This is a genomic window from Novosphingopyxis sp. (genome assembly GCF_965218915.1).
GTDB lineage: Bacteria > Pseudomonadota > Alphaproteobacteria > Sphingomonadales > Sphingomonadaceae > Novosphingopyxis.
Map to the genome: position 1 here is coordinate 2,366,042 of NZ_OZ244708.1, position 16,147 is coordinate 2,382,188.

General features: G+C 63.6%; 14 protein-coding genes. 5 read left to right on the forward strand and 9 right to left on the reverse strand.

From position 1 onward, the window contains the following. Positions 1 to 52: 52 nt before the first annotated feature. From ACOQPC_RS11085 to ACOQPC_RS11100, 4 genes are all read right to left on the reverse strand, one after another. Complete coding sequence (locus tag ACOQPC_RS11085; protein WP_420605788.1) at positions 53 to 850, reverse strand: SDR family oxidoreductase; 798 nt, start codon at positions 848 to 850, stop codon at positions 53 to 55. Between the two features lie 396 nt (positions 851 to 1,246). Continuing rightward, positions 1,247 to 2,395: an acyl-CoA dehydrogenase family protein gene (locus tag ACOQPC_RS11090; protein WP_420605789.1), complete on the reverse strand. Its 1,149-nt coding sequence runs from the start codon at positions 2,393 to 2,395 to the stop codon at positions 1,247 to 1,249. A gap of 154 nt (positions 2,396 to 2,549) precedes the next feature. Further along, positions 2,550 to 3,686, reverse strand: coding sequence for an acyl-CoA dehydrogenase family protein (locus ACOQPC_RS11095; protein WP_420605790.1), 1,137 nt, complete (start codon positions 3,684 to 3,686; stop codon positions 2,550 to 2,552). Positions 3,687 to 3,848: 162 nt separating this feature from the next. Continuing rightward, positions 3,849 to 5,030 carry an acyl-CoA dehydrogenase family protein gene (locus ACOQPC_RS11100; protein WP_420605791.1) on the reverse strand — a complete coding sequence of 394 codons (1,182 nt, stop codon included), beginning with the start codon at positions 5,028 to 5,030 and terminating at the stop codon, positions 3,849 to 3,851. Positions 5,031 to 5,293: 263 nt separating this feature from the next. Between ACOQPC_RS11100 and ACOQPC_RS11105 the strand changes: the two genes are divergently transcribed. The 5 genes from ACOQPC_RS11105 to ACOQPC_RS11125 all read left to right on the forward strand — a co-directional run bounded on the left by ACOQPC_RS11105 (position 5,294) and on the right by ACOQPC_RS11125 (position 12,445). Next, complete coding sequence (locus ACOQPC_RS11105; protein WP_420605792.1) at positions 5,294 to 6,568, forward strand: acyl-CoA dehydrogenase family protein; 1,275 nt, start codon at positions 5,294 to 5,296, stop codon at positions 6,566 to 6,568. 145 nt (positions 6,569 to 6,713) lie between these two features. Continuing rightward, complete coding sequence (locus ACOQPC_RS11110; RefSeq protein ID WP_420605793.1) at positions 6,714 to 7,796, forward strand: Zn-dependent alcohol dehydrogenase; 1,083 nt, start codon at positions 6,714 to 6,716, stop codon at positions 7,794 to 7,796. Between the two features lie 100 nt (positions 7,797 to 7,896). Beyond that, a complete protein-coding gene (locus tag ACOQPC_RS11115) occupies positions 7,897 to 8,967 on the forward strand; it encodes a phosphotransferase family protein (RefSeq protein ID WP_420605794.1) in 1,071 nt (356 codons plus the stop codon). A 68-nt stretch (positions 8,968 to 9,035) separates the two neighbouring features. Beyond that, positions 9,036 to 10,238 carry a serine hydrolase domain-containing protein gene (locus ACOQPC_RS11120; protein WP_420605795.1) on the forward strand — a complete coding sequence of 401 codons (1,203 nt, stop codon included), beginning with the start codon at positions 9,036 to 9,038 and terminating at the stop codon, positions 10,236 to 10,238. A gap of 164 nt (positions 10,239 to 10,402) precedes the next feature. Further along, on the forward strand, positions 10,403 to 12,445 hold the full coding sequence (locus ACOQPC_RS11125; RefSeq protein ID WP_420605796.1) for a 3-hydroxyacyl-CoA dehydrogenase NAD-binding domain-containing protein: 2,043 nt from the start codon (positions 10,403 to 10,405) through the stop codon (positions 12,443 to 12,445). Positions 12,446 to 12,631: 186 nt separating this feature from the next. Here the strand turns inward: ACOQPC_RS11125 and ACOQPC_RS11130 are convergent, their stop codons facing one another. The 5 genes from ACOQPC_RS11130 to rpsM form a co-directional block, all read right to left on the reverse strand. After that, positions 12,632 to 13,198, reverse strand: coding sequence for a hypothetical protein (locus tag ACOQPC_RS11130; RefSeq protein ID WP_420605797.1), 567 nt, complete (start codon positions 13,196 to 13,198; stop codon positions 12,632 to 12,634). Positions 13,199 to 13,406: 208 nt separating this feature from the next. After that, complete coding sequence (rplQ, locus tag ACOQPC_RS11135; RefSeq protein WP_420605798.1) at positions 13,407 to 13,832, reverse strand: 50S ribosomal protein L17; 426 nt, start codon at positions 13,830 to 13,832, stop codon at positions 13,407 to 13,409. Between the two features lie 205 nt (positions 13,833 to 14,037). Next, positions 14,038 to 15,096, reverse strand: coding sequence for a DNA-directed RNA polymerase subunit alpha (locus ACOQPC_RS11140; RefSeq protein WP_420605799.1), 1,059 nt, complete (start codon positions 15,094 to 15,096; stop codon positions 14,038 to 14,040). Positions 15,097 to 15,241: 145 nt separating this feature from the next. Continuing rightward, positions 15,242 to 15,631, reverse strand: coding sequence for a 30S ribosomal protein S11 (gene rpsK / locus ACOQPC_RS11145; RefSeq protein ID WP_420605800.1), 390 nt, complete (start codon positions 15,629 to 15,631; stop codon positions 15,242 to 15,244). A 122-nt stretch (positions 15,632 to 15,753) separates the two neighbouring features. After that, positions 15,754 to 16,122: a 30S ribosomal protein S13 gene (rpsM, locus tag ACOQPC_RS11150; RefSeq protein ID WP_420605801.1), complete on the reverse strand. Its 369-nt coding sequence runs from the start codon at positions 16,120 to 16,122 to the stop codon at positions 15,754 to 15,756. Positions 16,123 to 16,147 lie beyond the last annotated feature (25 nt).

A 16,147-nucleotide genomic window follows, 5' to 3' on the forward strand; every position in this document is an offset into this window, starting at 1 on the left:
TCCTTAACGGCGCGACCGGCGAACGCGTTCCCTCGGCGTGGCTTTGCGCCGCTCAACCGGGATCGATGCTGTTGTGCGGCAGTCCGGCATCGACGATGCCGCCGTCTACCGTAAGCGTCGAGCCGATCACGTAATCGCCCGCGCGGCTGGCGAGATACACCGCCGCGCCGGCCATGTCCTCGGGCTCGCCGATGCGCCTGGCCGGAATTCCCTTGGCCACCGCGTCGCCGAAATCGCGCGCCGCCTTGTTCATATCCGACTGGAAGGCGCCAGGCGCGATCGCGGTGACGGCGATGCCGTCGCTCACCAGCCGCGCCGCCATGCGCTTGGTCAGGTGCAGGATCGCCGCCTTGGACGCGTGATAGCTGTAGGTTTCCCATGGGTTGAGCTTGCGCCCGTCGATCGAGCCGATGTTGATGACCTTGGCCGGGGCGTCCGTCGATCCGGCTTCCTTCAGCAGCCCGTGCAGCGCCTGCGTCAGGAAGAACGGACCCTTGACGTTGACGTCCATCACCTTGTCCCAGCCGCTCTCGGGAAACTCCTCGAAATCCGCGCCCCAAGCCGCCCCGGCATTGTTGACCAGGATATCGAGCCTGTCCTCGCGGTCGGCGATCTCGTTGGCCAGCTCCCGGCAGCCGGCCACGGTGCCGACATCGCCTGGAATGGCGATCACCCGGTCGCCCAGTTCGGCCACGGCGGCTTCGAGCTGATCGGCCTTGCGCGCGCTGATATAGACCCTGGCGCAACCCGCGCCGAGAAAGCCCTCGACGATCATCCGCCCGATCCCGCGCGATCCCCCGGTGACCAATGCGATCTTGCCGTCGAGGCTGAAAAGTTTTGCGGTGTCCATGGTTTCGTCTCCTGATTTCGTTTGATCGATTCATTCGATTAATCGGCGCGCATATTTTGGAAGTGCGCAAAAGGCGCGATACATCCCCCCCTTGTTCGGCCTCCCGCAAGACGGCTTGCGAGGCGCGGTGGAGGAAAGGGGAGGCAGCGCGGTCATGGGTTTCAGTCTATCGTTTCATGGGGTCTGTAGGACAGCGAAAAGGCGCGCTTCATTTCCGTCCGTCACGAAGAGGCTCGATTCCCTCTCCCTGCGAGAGAGGTAGCGAAGTTTGGCGCGTTAGCGTCTAGCGGAGCTGGGCGAGGGTGATTGAAGTCAGCGAATAGCAGTCACCCTCACCACTGCGCCCCGGATTTAATCCGGGGCTCGTTGCCTCTCCCAAGGGGGGAGAGGCATATTTCATCCTCCCGCCTTCAGCGTTTCCCTTGCGATAATGCCGCGCTGGATTTCGCTCGTGCCCTCGTAGATGCGAAACAGCCGCACGTCGCGGTAGAAGCGCTCGATCCCGTAATCGGCGATGTAACCGGCCCCACCATGGACCTGCACCGCGCGGTCGGCGACGCGGCCCACCATTTCCGAGGCGATCAGCTTGGCCGCGGCGCAATCGAGCATGATGCTCTCGCCCGCATCGCGTTTGCGCGCGGTCTGCTCGACCAGCGCGCGCGCGGCCATGCATTCGGCCTTGCTGTCGGCGATCTGCGCCTGGATCATCTGGAATTCGGCGATCGGCTTGCCGAACTGCTTCCGCTCGCCGGCATAGCGGGTCATGTCCGCGATCAGCCGCTCGGCCGCGCCGACGCAGACGCCGCTGATGTGCAGGCGGCCCCGGTCCAATACGCGCATGGCGACCTTGAAGCCCTCGCCCTCCGCGCCCAGCCGATTTTCCACCGGCACCGCGACATCGTCGAAATTGACGTCGCAGACATGCGCGCCCTGCTGGCCCATCTTCTTTTCATGCGCGCCGACCGAGAGGCCTTTGCTGTCGCGCGGCACCAGGAAGCTCGACACACCGCGCGCGCCTTCCCCGCCGGTGCGCGCCATCACGGTAAACAGGTCCGCCTTGTCGGCATTGGTGATGTAGCGCTTGGAGCCGTTGAGCCGATACACGCCCTTGACCTCATCGAGTTTCGCGCTGGTTTTGACGCTGCCGGCATCGGAACCCGCATCGGGCTCGGTCAAAGCGAAGCTCGTAATAAGCTCGCCGCTGGCGATGCGCGGCAGCCATTTCTTTTTCTGCTCCTCGGTCCCGGCCATCACCAGCCCCTGGCTGCCGATGCCCATATTGGTGCCGAAGGCGGAGCGCATGGCCGGCGAGGTGTGGCCGAGCGCGATGGCGACGCCGATCTCCTCCGCCATGGTCAGCCCGATGCCGCCATATTCCTCCGGGATGGTCAGCCCGAACAGGCCGAGTTCCTTCATCTCGTCGATCAGCTCCTGCGGAATTTCGTCCTCATCGCCCACCTGCCCCTCCAGCGGGCGCAAGCGTTCGGTGACGAAGCGGGTGATCGTATCGATCAGCTGGCCATAGGTGTCTTTATCGAGGGGCATGTCTTACTCCCCCCTCCCGCTTGCGGGAGGGGCCGGGGGTGGGAAGTCCGAGGCGGCTCGATGCCGCTTTGGACTTTTTATGTTCGAGAGGTCAGACGCTCGCTTCGCTCGCGCCCACCCCTGACCCCTCCCGCAAGCGGGAGGGGGATTCGATTCAGTAGCCGCTCAGTTCCGCTACGCGGTTGGCGTGGTAATTGCTGTCGCCCATAAACTCCGCCAGCGCGCGGTCGCGCTTCATGTACAGGCCGATGTCGTATTCGTCGGTCATGCCCATGCCGCCGTGCATCTGCACGCCTTCGCGCACCGCGAGGTCGCTCGCGGCGCCCGCCTTGGCCTTGGCGATCGAGACCCAGAGCTCCGCCTCCTCGCTGTCCGCATCCAATAATTGCTGCGCTTTCAGGATCGCGGCACGCGCGATCTCCAGCTCGCCGTAGAGATGCGCGGCGCGGTGTTGCAGCGCCTGGAATTCGCCGATCAGGCGGCCGAACTGCTTGCGCTGCTTCAGATAGTCCACCGTCATGCCCATCGCGCCGCTGCCGACGCCGATCATTTCCGACGCCGAACCGACGCGCGTGGCGGCCAGCACCTTGCGCAGCACCGCCCAGCCCTGATCGACCTCGCCAACGACCGCGTCGGCGGTCACCTCGACGCCGTCGAAATCCACATGCGCGGCCATCGCGCTGTCCACCAGCCGCGCATTTTCCAACGAAAGACCGCTCGCCTCCTTGTCCACGGCGAACAGCGTCAGGCCATCGGTCTCGCCCGCCGACCCGCCGGTGCGCGCGGCGACGATCAGCGCGTCCGCGCTGCCGCCTTGCAGCACGAACTGCTTTTTGCCCGACAGCTTGAAGCCATTGCCGGAGCGCTCGGCCTTCATCGCAATCCGCTCGGGCCGGTGCTTGGCGCCCTCGTCGATGGCGATGCCGAGCACGGTCTCACCGGCAACGATGCCGGGCAGATATTTTTCGCGCAAGTTCGCGCCCGCCTCGTTCAGCGCGGCGACACCCGCGACCGCGGTGGCGAGGAACGGCGACGGCGTGAGGTTGCGGCCGATCTCCTCCAGCACGACGCCCGCCTCGACATGGCCCATGCCGAGCCCGCCATCCTCCTCGCGCACGAGAATGCCGGTGAAGCCCATCTCGCCGAACCGCTTCCACAGATCGTGGCTGAAGCCGTCCTTGCAGTCCATGTCGCGGAACTCGCGCAGATGCGCGACCGGCGCCTGTTCGGCCATGAACGGGCGGACGCTGTCCTGAAGAGCGGCCTGATCTTCGTCGAGATAGAGTGGCATTTTTGTTCCTTTAAAAGCCATCCCCTCCCGTTCACGGGAGGGGCAGTGAGACTTGGCGTCGCGCAGCGATGCCTAGTCGCAGCGGGGTGGGCCTTTCGGCCCAGCGGTGCCTGTCGGCCCCGCGCCCACCCCCAGCCCCTCCCGCAAGCGGGAGGGGAGAATTCACGCCCCCGGCAGCTCCAGGATGCGCTTGGCGACGACGTTCAGCATGATCTCGCTGGTGCCGCCCTCGATGCTGTTGGCCTTGGTGCGCAACCAGGCGCGCGGCCGACCGCCCTTGCCCGATCGCTCGCTGTCCCATTCCAGCGCGTCCGATCCGCCGGCCTCCATGATCAGCGCGTGGCGGCGCTTGTTGAGTTCGGTACCGGCATATTTGAGCATATTGGGCTGCGCGGGATGGCCCTGGCCCGCCTTCATCTCGTCGACGAAGCGCTCGGACATCGCCGTGAACGCCATCGCATCGACATCGAATTTTGCCAGCTCGGCGCGCAGGATCGGATCGTCGAGGCGCCCGGCATCGTCCTTGCCGACGGTCTCCGCCAGCACCGCGCCGAGCGATCCCGCGCGGTCGCCGCCGCCGGTGCCGGAAATCATCTCGCGCTCATGGCCGAGCAGATATTTGGCCACGTCCCAGCCGCGATTTTCCTCGCCGACGATCTGGTCCTTGGGCACCTTCACGTCGTCGAAAAAGGTCTCGCAGAACGGGCTGTTGCCGCTGATCAGCTTGATCGGTTTCGTGGACACCCCGGCCGATGCCATGTCGAACAGCAGGAAGCTGATGCCTTGGTACTTGTTATCCTTGTCGGTGCGGACGAGGCAGAAGATCCAGTCCGCCTGATCGGCATAGCTGGTCCAGATCTTCTGGCCGTTGACGACCCAATGATCGCCCTTGTCTTCGCCATAGGTCTGCAAGGAAACCAGGTCCGATCCGCTGCCCGGCTCCGAATAGCCCTGGCACCAGCGGATTTCACCGCGCGCGATTTCGGGGAGATAATGGCGCTTCTGCTGCTCGGTGCCGAAATGCAGCATGGCGGGGCCGAGCATCGAGATGCCGAAGCTGTTCAAGGGATTGCGCGCGTTGATCCGCGCCATTTCCCGTCGCAGGATCTTGGTCTCGGCAGCGTTCAGCCCGCCGCCGCCATAGTCCTTCGGCCAGTCCGGCACGGTCCAGCCGCGGCCCGCCATCGCCTCGAGCCATTGCTTCTGCGCCGCGGACTGAAAGGTCCAGCCCCGCCCGCCCCAGCAAGCGTCCTTCTCGCTGCGCATGGGTCTACGCATTTCGGGCGGGCAGTTTTTCTCCAGCCAGGCGCGCGTTTCGGCGCGGAAGCTCTCCAGATTACTCATCGCCTCGTTCTCCTGTGCGCGGCATTCTCTTATAGGCGCCGCTCGCTCACCGGCAATTGCACCAAATTCGACCCGTCCGCGCAAGGGTTCGTTTCGCCTTTTCGAAAAAAGGGTATGGCAAAGGCCGCATCGCCGCAGCGAAAGCGGCGGGCGCTCCCGCCAAATGAATGGCGGGCATACTGAATGCTGGAAATACATTCGCCGATCTGCCACTTTCCTCCGCGATCAGCCCGCCCCGCGGATATAACAGAGGATGACCTTCCATGGATTTCGACCTGACCGAACGCCAGAGCCACTGGCAGGGCCGCATTCGCAACTTCATCGAATCCGATGTCCGCCCGGCCATTCCGGACGTTCAGGCCGAAATGAAGCAGGGCGACCGCTGGAAGGTCATTCAGACGATCGAGAAGCTCAAGGCAAAGGCCAAGGGCCAGGGACTGTGGAACCTGTTCATGCCGCCCAATTCGGGCCAGCGCCATGTCGACGACAGCTTCGAATTCGACGGCCCCGGCCTCACCAATCTGGAATACGCGCTGTGCGCCGAGGAGATGGGCCGCGTCGGCTTCGCCTCGGAAGTGTTCAACTGCTCCGCGCCCGATACCGGAAACATGGAAGTGTTTCATCGCTACGGCACGCTCGATCAGAAGGACCGGTGGCTGGCCCCGCTGATGAACGGAGAGATCCGCTCCGCATTCCTGATGACCGAACCCGATGTGGCGAGCTCGGACGCGACCAATATCGAATGCTCGATTGTGCGCGATGGCGATGACTATGTCATCAATGGCCGCAAATGGTGGTCGTCCGGCGCGGGCGATCCGCGCTGCAAGGTCGCGATCCTGATGGGCAAGACCGATCCCGACGCCTCGCGCCATTCGCAGCAGTCGCAGATCCTGGTGCCGCTCGATGCCGAGGGCGTGGAGATCGAGCGCTTCCTGCCCGTATTCGGCTATGACGACGCGCCGCACGGCCATATGGAGATCGCGCTCCGGGACGTGCGCGTGCCCGCCGAGAATATCATCCTAGGCGAAGGCCGGGGCTTCGAAATCGCGCAGGGGCGCCTGGGGCCGGGGCGCATCCACCATTGCATGCGCACCATCGGCGTCGCCGAGGAAGCGCTGGAAAAGATGTGCCGGCGCCTGCTCGGCCGCACCGCCTTCGGCAAGCTGATCGCCGAGCACAGCGTATGGGAAGAGCGCGTGGCGCGCGCGCGGATCGACATCGACATGAGCCGGCTGCTCTGCCTGAAAGCCGCCGACATGATGGACAAGGCCGGCAACAAGGCCGCGCAGGCCGAGATCGCGATGATCAAGGTGCAGGGACCGAACATGGCGTTGCGCATCATCGACGATGCGATTCAGGCGCATGGCGGCGGCGGCGTGTCCGACGATTTCGGTCTGGCCAAGGCCTATGCCGGGCAGCGCACGCTGCGGCTCGCCGACGGCCCGGACGAGGTCCACAACCGCGCCATCGCCCGCATCGAGCTGGGCAAATATGGCGGCAGGGAAGCGGTGCAGGCGGCCAAGGCGGCACGCGGCTGAACGTCTAAGCCGCGTCATTGCGAGGAGCGCAGCGACGCGGCAATCCAGAGCGCACGCAGCGCCGTAATTGCCCTGGATTGCTTCGTTGCCCTTCGGGCGCCTCGCAATGACGATTTTTTGAACAGCCTCCGGGGATATCCGACGCATGCAAGCAGCCCTCCTCACCGAACCGCAAAAACCGCTGGAGATGGTCGACGCGAAGCTCGCCAATCCCATGCCGCACGAGGTCCTGATCCGCACCGTCGCCTGCGGCGTGTGCCGGTCCGATCTGCATTTCGCCGATGGCGCCTTCCCGCATCCGCTCCCCACCATTCCGGGGCATGAGGCGGCGGGTGTGGTGGAAAAGGTGGGCAGCGAAGTGACCACGGTGAAGCCGGGCGATCATGTCGTGTCCTTTTTCACCGTGTTCTGCGGCAGCTGCGACATGTGCCTTTCCGGCCATTACACCCTGTGCACCAGCCCCGCGATCCGCCGCGCCCATGATGCGCCGCCGCGCATTACGCTGGACGGCGAACCGGTGACGCAATTCCTCAACCTGTCGGGTTATGCCGAGCAGATGTTGGTGCATGAGAACGCCTGCGTCTCGATCGACAGGGACATGCCGCTGGAGAAAGCGGCGCTGCTCGGCTGCGCTGTGTTGACCGGCGCGGGCGCGGTGTTCCGCGACTGCCAGCTCAGTCCCGGCGAGACGGTGGCGGTGATCGGATGCGGCGGCATCGGTTTGAGCGCGATCAACGCCGCGAAGATCGCGGGCGCGGGCCGCATCGTGGCGATCGATCCGGTGGCATCGAAGCGCGATCTCGCGCTGAAGATCGGCGCGACCCATGCGGTCGATCCGACCGCCGAGGACGCGGTCAAAGGCCTGATCAAATCGACCGACGGCGGGTTCGATTACGCCATCGAATGCGTCGGCCAGCCGGCCACCGCCGAGATGGCGTGGAGCATCCTCAAGCGCGGCGGCACGGCAACCATCCTGGGAATGATCGCGCCGGGCAAATCGGTATCGATCCCCGGTCCCAGCTTCCTGACGGGCAAGAAGCTGCAAGGCTCGCTGCTCGGCAGCTGCGTCGCGCCGATTGACCTACCCCGGCTGGTGCAATTCTATCTGCGCGGCCAGCTAGACCTCGATCTGATGGTGGCCGAGGAAATCCGGCTCGACGGCATCAACGGCGCGCTCGACGCGCTGCGCCAGGGTGACAGCGTGCGCTCGGTGATCCGGTTCGACTGATATTGTGCTCCGGCGCAGGCCGGAGCCCATCAGGTAAAGTCAGATGCTGGGCTCCGGCCTTCGCCGGAGCGCAAAATGTGAAAGACAAAAGGCAACTACGATGAACGAAGACCTGAACGACACCGTGATCGGCACCATGGATGTGCCCGAAAAGGACCGGCTCGATCTCGCCGCGCTCGACACTTGGATGGCGGCCAATGTCGCGGGCTATGAAGGCCCGCCCACGCTGTCCAAGTTCAAGGGCGGACAGTCCAACCCGACCTACCGCATCGATACGCCGGGCCGCAGCTACGTGCTGCGCCGCAAGCCGTTCGGCGAGCTGCTGCCATCCGCGCACGCCGTAGACCGCGAATATCGCGTGATCGCGGGGCTCCATCCTACCGGCTTTCCCGTGGCCAAACCCTACGGTCTGTGCACCGATGACGGCGTGGTCGGATCGATGTTCTACATCATGGAGATGGTGGAGGGGCGGTCGCTATGGGACGGCACCCTGCCGGGCATGGAGAAGGACGAGCGCCGCGCCACCTATTTCGCGCTGATCGACACGCTGGCCGCACTGCACGAGACCGATCATGAGGCGGCGGGGCTCGGCGATTACGGCAAGCCGGGTAATTATTTCGAACGGCAGGTCAGCCGCTGGACCAAACAGTACAAGGCCGCGCAGACCGACGACCTGCCCGAAATAGACAAGCTCATCGACTGGCTGCCGCGTACGCTCCCCGAACAGGAGCGCACCAGCATCGTCCATGGCGACTATCGCATCGACAATGTGATTTATCATCGACGCGAACCACGCGTTGCCGCGGTGCTCGACTGGGAACTGTCCACGCTCGGCGATCCGATGGCGGACGTCGCCTATCTGCTGATGAACTGGGAAACGCAGAGCGAGGGCCGCGCCGGGCTGCATGGCGTTGATGTGGAAGCGCTCGGTATTCCTAGCATGGACGAGATGATCGCCCGCTACGCCGAGCAGACGGGGCGCAAGAATATTCCGGATCTCAACTGGTATTTCGCGTTCAACATGTTCCGCCTCGCAGGCATCGTTCAGGGCATCAAGAAGCGTGTGATCGACGGGACCGCGTCCAGCGCGCATGCGCAGGAGACGGTGGCGCGCATGCCGGAGCTGGCGAAATCCGCATGGATGTTCGCCCAGCGCGCCGGGGCAAGCTGAACGAAAATTCAGCTGCGGCGTTAAATTAAAGAACCGTTCGGAAATAAAATGATCGGAAACGCAAGCATATGACCGGACGCCTGAACGAGAACTGCCTCGAACGCATCGCGCCGTTCATTGACGAAAAATATCTGAAGACCGGACGGCTGCCCCACGCCGCGGTTCTGGTCGGCACGAAGGACGGCCCGTCCTTCCAGTCGCTGCAAGGCAATGCGCGTGACGGCCAGCCACTCGCCGAGGACACGATCTACCGCATCGCCTCGATGACCAAGCCGCTGACCTCGATCGCGTTCATGCAGCTGGTCGAGCAGGGCAAGGTGGCGCTGAGCAATTATGTCCACGAGTTCATTCCCGAATGGAGGGACATGGGCGTGTTCGTGGCCGGAGGCGGCGATGCGCCGTTCCAGAAGCGCCGCCCGAAGCGCCCGATGCAGATGCTCGATCTGCTGCGCCACACGTCGGGGCTCACTTACGGCTTTCAGGAGCGCACGCCGATCGATGCGGCCTATCGCCGCGATCAGCTCGACAGCTTCACCGCGCAATATGATCTGGAAACGTTCCTCAAGAAACTCGCCGATTATCCGCTGCTGTTCGATCCCGGCGAGGCGTGGAATTATTCGGTCTCGACCGATGTGCTCGGCGGGCTGATCCAGCGGATCTCGGGCATGCCGTTCGAGGATTATCTGCAGGAGAATATCCTGAACCCGCTAGGCATGGCCGACACCCATTTTCAGGTGCCTGCGGACAAGGCGGACCGGCTCGCCGATGCCTATTATTTCCACGCTGCGGTGACGAAGAAACTGTACGATCCCGGCGGCGCGCAGAGCAAATGGGCCAATCCGCGCGCCATGCCCTCGGGCGGCGGCGGCCTGGCCTCCACCATGGGCGATTATGAGCGCTTCTGCCGAATGCTGCTGGGCCGGGGCGCGTTTGAGGGCGCGCGGATCATCGGGCGCAAGACGCTCGACCTGATGATCGCCAACCATCTGCCTGGCGGCAAGGACCTGACCGAACTGTCGATCAGCCTGTTTTCCGAGGCCGACAATGCCGGGGTCGGCTTCGGTCTGGGCTTTGCCAGCACGATGGACCCGCACAAGACGCTCATGCCGGGCTCGGCGGGCGATTTCTACTGGGGCGGCATGTTCTCCACCGCCTTCTTCATCGATCCGGGCGAAGAGCTGTTCATGATCTTCATGACGCAGCTGATGCCGAGCTCGACCTACCCGGTGCGCCGCGAGCTGAAGACGATGATTTATGCCGCGCTGGAATAAACAAATCGATCCTCCCCGGAGCGGGGGGGGGGGACCGCCGCGAAGCGGTGGTGGAGGGGCCGGGGCGCGTCGGCCCCTCCGTCACGACACCTGACGGCGCCGCGCCACCTCCCCGTTCCGGGGAGAATTTAATATTCGAATTAAAACCATAAAAAGGAAATCCCATGACCGACTCCCCCATTTCCACCACCCGCGAAGGCGACATCCTTGTCGTTACCTCCAACAACCCGCCGGTGAACGCCCTGGGCGCTGCCGTACGCACCGGTCTGGCCGCCGCGCTGGATCAGGCGACAAGCGATGACAGCATCAAGGCGCTGGTGCTCATCTGCGAAGGCCGCACCTTTTTCGCGGGCGCGGACATCACCGAATTCGGCAAGCCCCCGGTCGAACCTCTGCTCCCGGCGGTGATCGAGCGGATGGAGGCGTTCGGCAAGCCGATCGTCGCGGCGATCCACGGCACCGCATTGGGCGGCGGCTGCGAGACCGCGCTGGGCTGTCATTACCGGATCGCCGTGCCCTCGGCCAAAATCGGCACGCCCGAGGTGAAGCTCGGCCTGCTGCCCGGCGCGGGCGGCACGCAGCGGCTGCCGCGCGTGGCCAGCGTCGAACTGGCGCTGGAGATGACCGCCAAGGGCGATCCGATCTCGATGGAAAAGGCGCATGAGGCCGGGCTGATCGATCGCATGGCCGGCGAGGACAGCCTGCGCGAAGACGCGATCGCCTTTGCGGGCGAGATCAAGGATGTGCGCCCGATCCCGCGCGTCAGCGAGATGGAAGCCAGCGCCGGCGCCGGTGTGTTCGACGAATTCCGCAAGGCCAATGCCCGCAAGTTCGCAGGCTTCGATGCGCCCGAGGCCAATATCAGATGCGTCGAGGCAGCGACAAAAATGCCGTTCGAGAAAGGCATCGCGTTCGAGCGTGAACAGTTCGGCAAACTGATGTTCGGCTCGCAATCGGCGGCCATGCGCCACCTGTTCTTCGCCGAGCGCAAGGCGGCCAAGATCGACGACGTCCCCGCCGACACCAAACTGCGCGACATCAAAAAGGTCGGCGTCATCGGCGCCGGCACCATGGGCGGCGGCATCTCGATGAATTTTTTACAAGCCGGCATCCCGGTCACCATCGTCGAGATGAAGCGGGAGGCGTTGGACCGGGGCACTGACGTGATCCGAAAGAATTACGAAAACAGCGCATCGAAGGGCCGCTTCACCGAGGATCAGGTGAAAAAATGGATGGGCGATCTCACCGGCTCGCTCGACAAGAAGGATATGGCCGACTGCGACCTGATCATCGAGGCCGTGTTCGAGAATATGGACGTGAAGAAAGAAATTTTCAAAAGCCTGGACGGCATCGCCAAGCCGGATGCCATCCTCGCGTCCAACACCAGTTATCTCGATATCAACGAGATTGCGTCCGTGACGGGCCGTCCGGGCGATGTGGTCGGCATGCACTTCTTCTCGCCAGCGAACGTAATGAAGCTATTGGAGGTCGTCCGCGGCGACAAGACCGAGGGCGACGTCCTCGCCACGGTCATGGACCTCGCCAAGAGGATCAAGAAGGTCGCCGTGGTCGCGGGCGTGTGCGACGGTTTCATCGGCAACCGCATGCTCAAGCCGCGCCAGGTTGAGGCGATGAAACTCCTCATGGAAGGCGCCACGCCGAGCCAGATCGATAAGGTGCACACCGATTTCGGCATGCCGATGGGTCCGTTCCAGATGAGCGACCTGGCCGGCGTCGATATCGGCTGGCACCGCGACCCGACGCGGATCGAGAACATCCGCGATGCGCTGGCCGCCGAGGATCGCTGGGGCCAAAAGAAAGGCGCCGGCTTTTACGATTATGACGAAAAACGCCGTCCAAGCCCGTCCCCTCGCGTCGCCGAGATCATAGAGGAGTTCCGAGAAAAATCGGGCTCAGAGGTCCGCGACATCAGCGACGAGGAGATCGTCGAGCGCACGCTCTATCCGATGGTGAACGAAGGCGCGCTGATCCTGGAAGAAGGCATCGCGCAGCGCGCCAGCGACATCGATGTGGTGTGGATCTACGGCTATGGCTGGCCGGTCTATCGCGGCGGCCCGATGTTCTGGGCCGACCTCGAAGGCGCGCAGAAAATCCTCGCCGGGCTGGAGAAGCACGAGGACAGGTTCGACTTCGAGATTTCGAAGCTGCTCCGCGAAAAGGCGGAGAAGGGCGAGCGATTCAATTGATCCGTCCGTCATTGCGAGGAGCCCGAAGGGCGACGCGGCAATCCAGGGCGGCTTAGCGCTTGGTTGAAATGGCAGCGATGCAACGGCCCTGGATTGCTTCGTCGCTGCGCTCCTCGCAATGACGGCAAAATGAAAACAGGCCCGGTCGCGAGACCGGGCCTGTTTCATGTTCGCCAGCCGCTGCGCTCAGATGCCGTTGATATCGACATCGACGACGCGGCCGCTCCGGATCGTGCAGGTAAAACTGCCGCGATCGTAATTGTTGCGATAGCGGTTATCGTAGCGGTTCCCATAACGGCTGCGGCGGTCATATTCGTTCACCACCAGGTTGCCGCGGACCCTGACGCCGGAGCGAATCCGGTCGACATCGCGGACCTCGGTCACGCGGACGTCGCTGCCGTAGCGGCGCCCTTCATATTGCGCGGCCTGGACACACTGCTGGATCGCCTGGGACCCGCGATTATATTGCGCGCTACCGCGATAATAGCCGTTGTCATAACCATTGGTCGGATAGCCATTGGTGTTCGGATAGCGATTGTAACGGTCGTCATAGCGATCACGATCATTGTCGCTGGCGGCCGCGATCACCGCTGCGAGGCCGCCGAGGATCGCAACGCCGGCAATCACTTCGCCTGCGCTCGGCCCGCCCCGGTCGCGATCGCGATAATATTGCGCGTTGGCCGGAGCCGCAGCGGAAACAAGCACGGCCGCACCGACGGCCGAGCCAATGAATGCTTTTTTCAGGTTTCTCATGGTCGCGCTCCTTGTTCACTTAGCCACTATACTTGCGATTATACCGCAGTCGTTGTGACCCCGTACTGAACTGCGATGGCAGCGTCCGTTCATACTATGGCGGATTAGTCTGAACGGTCTGAAGGCGGCATGAGCATAAAAAAGGCCATGCCGCCCGTCGGCGCCATGACCTGCAACTCATATAGGAATACCCGATGAACTTGGGCTGTCAGGCCGCCGCGTCTTCGAACTCGTCCGCGTTCATAACCGGACCGCTGTCCTGTCCGCGCGCGTCCTCGTCGCGGTCAACGAATTCGATCACCGCCATCGGCGCCATGTCCGACTTGCGGTAGCCGGCCTTGACGATGCGGGTGTAACCGCCATTGCGGCCCGTATAGCGATCGGCCAGCACATCGAACAATTTGGCGAGCTGCGTCTCGTCCATCAGCCGGCTCTGCGCCAGCCGGCGGTTCGAGAGGCCACCCTTTTTCGCCAGCGTGATCAGCTTTTCGACATAGGGGCGAAGCTCCTTCGCCTTCGGCGTGGTGGTCACGATCTGCTCATGCTTGATCAGCGCGGCGGCCATGTTGCGCAGCAGTGCCGCGCGGTGGGAACTGGTCCGCTGGAGCTTCCGCCCACCCATTTTATGACGCATGATATCATCCTTTTCGTTCGTAAGGGGCCCGTATCAGGTAGCCCGGTCCAGGCCGATTGAGGGTGGCCTTTTGCCCTAATAAATCCTCCCCGGAACGGGGAGGTGGCGCGGCGCCGTCAGGGGACGTGACGGAGGGGCCGAAGCGCTCCGGCCCCTCCACCACCGACTTCGTCGGCGCCCCCCGGTTCCGGGGAGGACGCCGAGTTCAGCCCAATAACTCCTGCTCCAGCTTCTTGGCCATTTCCTCGATATTCTCCGGCGGCCATCCGGGGATGTCCATGCCGAGGCGCAGGCCCATGCTGGACAGCACCTCCTTGATCTCGTTCAAGGATTTGCGGCCGAAATTCGGCGTGCGCAGCATCTCGGCTTCGGTCTTCTGAACCAGATCGCCGATATAGATGATGTTGTCGTTCTTGAGGCAATTGGCGCTGCGCACCGACAGTTCGAGCTCGTCGACCTTCTTGAGCAGATAGCGGTTGAGCTGGTTGGCATCCGACTCCTCGCCGAGCGGCGAAGCGGCCTGGCCGACCGGCGCGCTGGTCTGCGTCATCGACTCTTCGAAATGCACGAAGATCTGCAGCTGATCCTGAAGGATGCGCGCGGCATAGGCCACGGCGTCTTCCGGGGTAACCGTGCCGTCGGTCTCGACGGTCAGCGACAGCTTGTCGAAATCCAGTTCCTGCCCGACGCGGGCATTGTCGACCTTGTAGGCGACCTGACGCACCGGCGAATAGAGGCTGTCGACCGGGATCAGACCGATCGGCGCATCGGCCGGACGGTTGGCGACGGCGGGAACATAGCCCTTCCCGATATCGGCGGTCAGCTCCATGTTGAGCGTCGCGTCCTCGTCGAGATGGCAGATCACCAGATCCTTGTTCATGATCTCGATGTCGCCCGACACGGCGATATCGCCGGCCTTGACCTCACCGGGGCCGGTGACCGAAAGCTGCAGGCGCTTGGGGCCCTCGCCTTCCATCTTCAGTGCGATCTGCTTCACGTTCAAAACGATGTCGGTGACGTCTTCGCGCACACCGGCGAGCGAGGAGAATTCGTGCAGCACATTCTCGATCTTGATCGAGGTGATGGCGGCGCCCTGCAGCGAGGACAGCAGCACGCGGCGCAGCGAATTGCCGAGCGTCAGGCCGAAGCCGCGCTCGAGCGGCTCCGCCACCAGCGTGGCCTTGCGCTTGATATCGCCGCTGGACTTCAGATCGAGGTTGCTGGGCTTCTTGAGTTCCTGCCAGTTCTTCATATTGACAGCCATGGAATTCCCCTAAAGTTCGGGCCCCGGGAGCGGTGGACCCTCATGTGGATATGCGCGGGGCGGGAGAATAGCGGCGCCGTCCGCCCCCGGCCGGCGGTCCGGACCGGCGTGCCCCGAAGAGCAGCGCCGCCGGACCCTTAAGGGATCAGACCCTCCGGCGCTTGGAAGGACGCACGCCGTTATGCGGGATCGGCGTAACGTCGCGGATCGAGGTGATGGTGAACCCCACCGCCTGCAGCGCGCGCAGCGCCGATTCGCGGCCTGAGCCGGGACCCTTGACCTCGACCTCGAGCGTGCGAACACCGTGATCGGCGGCCTTCTTGCCGGCATCTTCGGCCGCGACCTGCGCGGCATAGGGCGTCGACTTGCGGCTGCCCTTGAACCCCATCGTACCGGCGCTGGACCAGCTGATCGCATTGCCCTGCGCGTCGGTGATGGTGATCATGGTGTTGTTGAAGCTGGCGTTCACATGGGCGACGCCGGCGGTGATGTTCTTGCGTTCGCGCTTGCGAATACGCTGCGGTTCACGGGCCATGGTTCAAATCCTGACTTGCACCGTTCGCCCTGAGCCTGTCGAAGGGCTGTCCTTTTTGCGAACGGTGAATAAATAAAAGCAGGGCTTCGACAAGCTCAGCCCGAACGGAGTTTTGTCCCGGCTTACTTCTTTTTACCGGCGATCGGCTTGGCTTTGCCCTTGCGGGTGCGCGCATTGGTATGCGTGCGCTGGCCGCGAACCGGGAGACCCCGGCGGTGGCGGAGCCCGCGATAGGAGGCGAGGTCCATCAAACGCTTGATATTCATCGCGGTCTCGCGGCGAAGATCGCCCTCGACCGTATGATCGGCGTCGATCGTCTCGCGAATCTGAAGCACCTCGGCGTCCGTCAGATCCTGGACCCGGCGACTATGGTCGATGCCCAGCTTGTCGGCGATGTGCACGGCCTTGGTACGGCCGATGCCGGTGATATAGGTCAGCGCAATGATTACGCGCTTGTTGGTGGGGATGTTGACCCCGGCGATACGTGCCATTTATTCTAAAACTCCTGCTCCACAG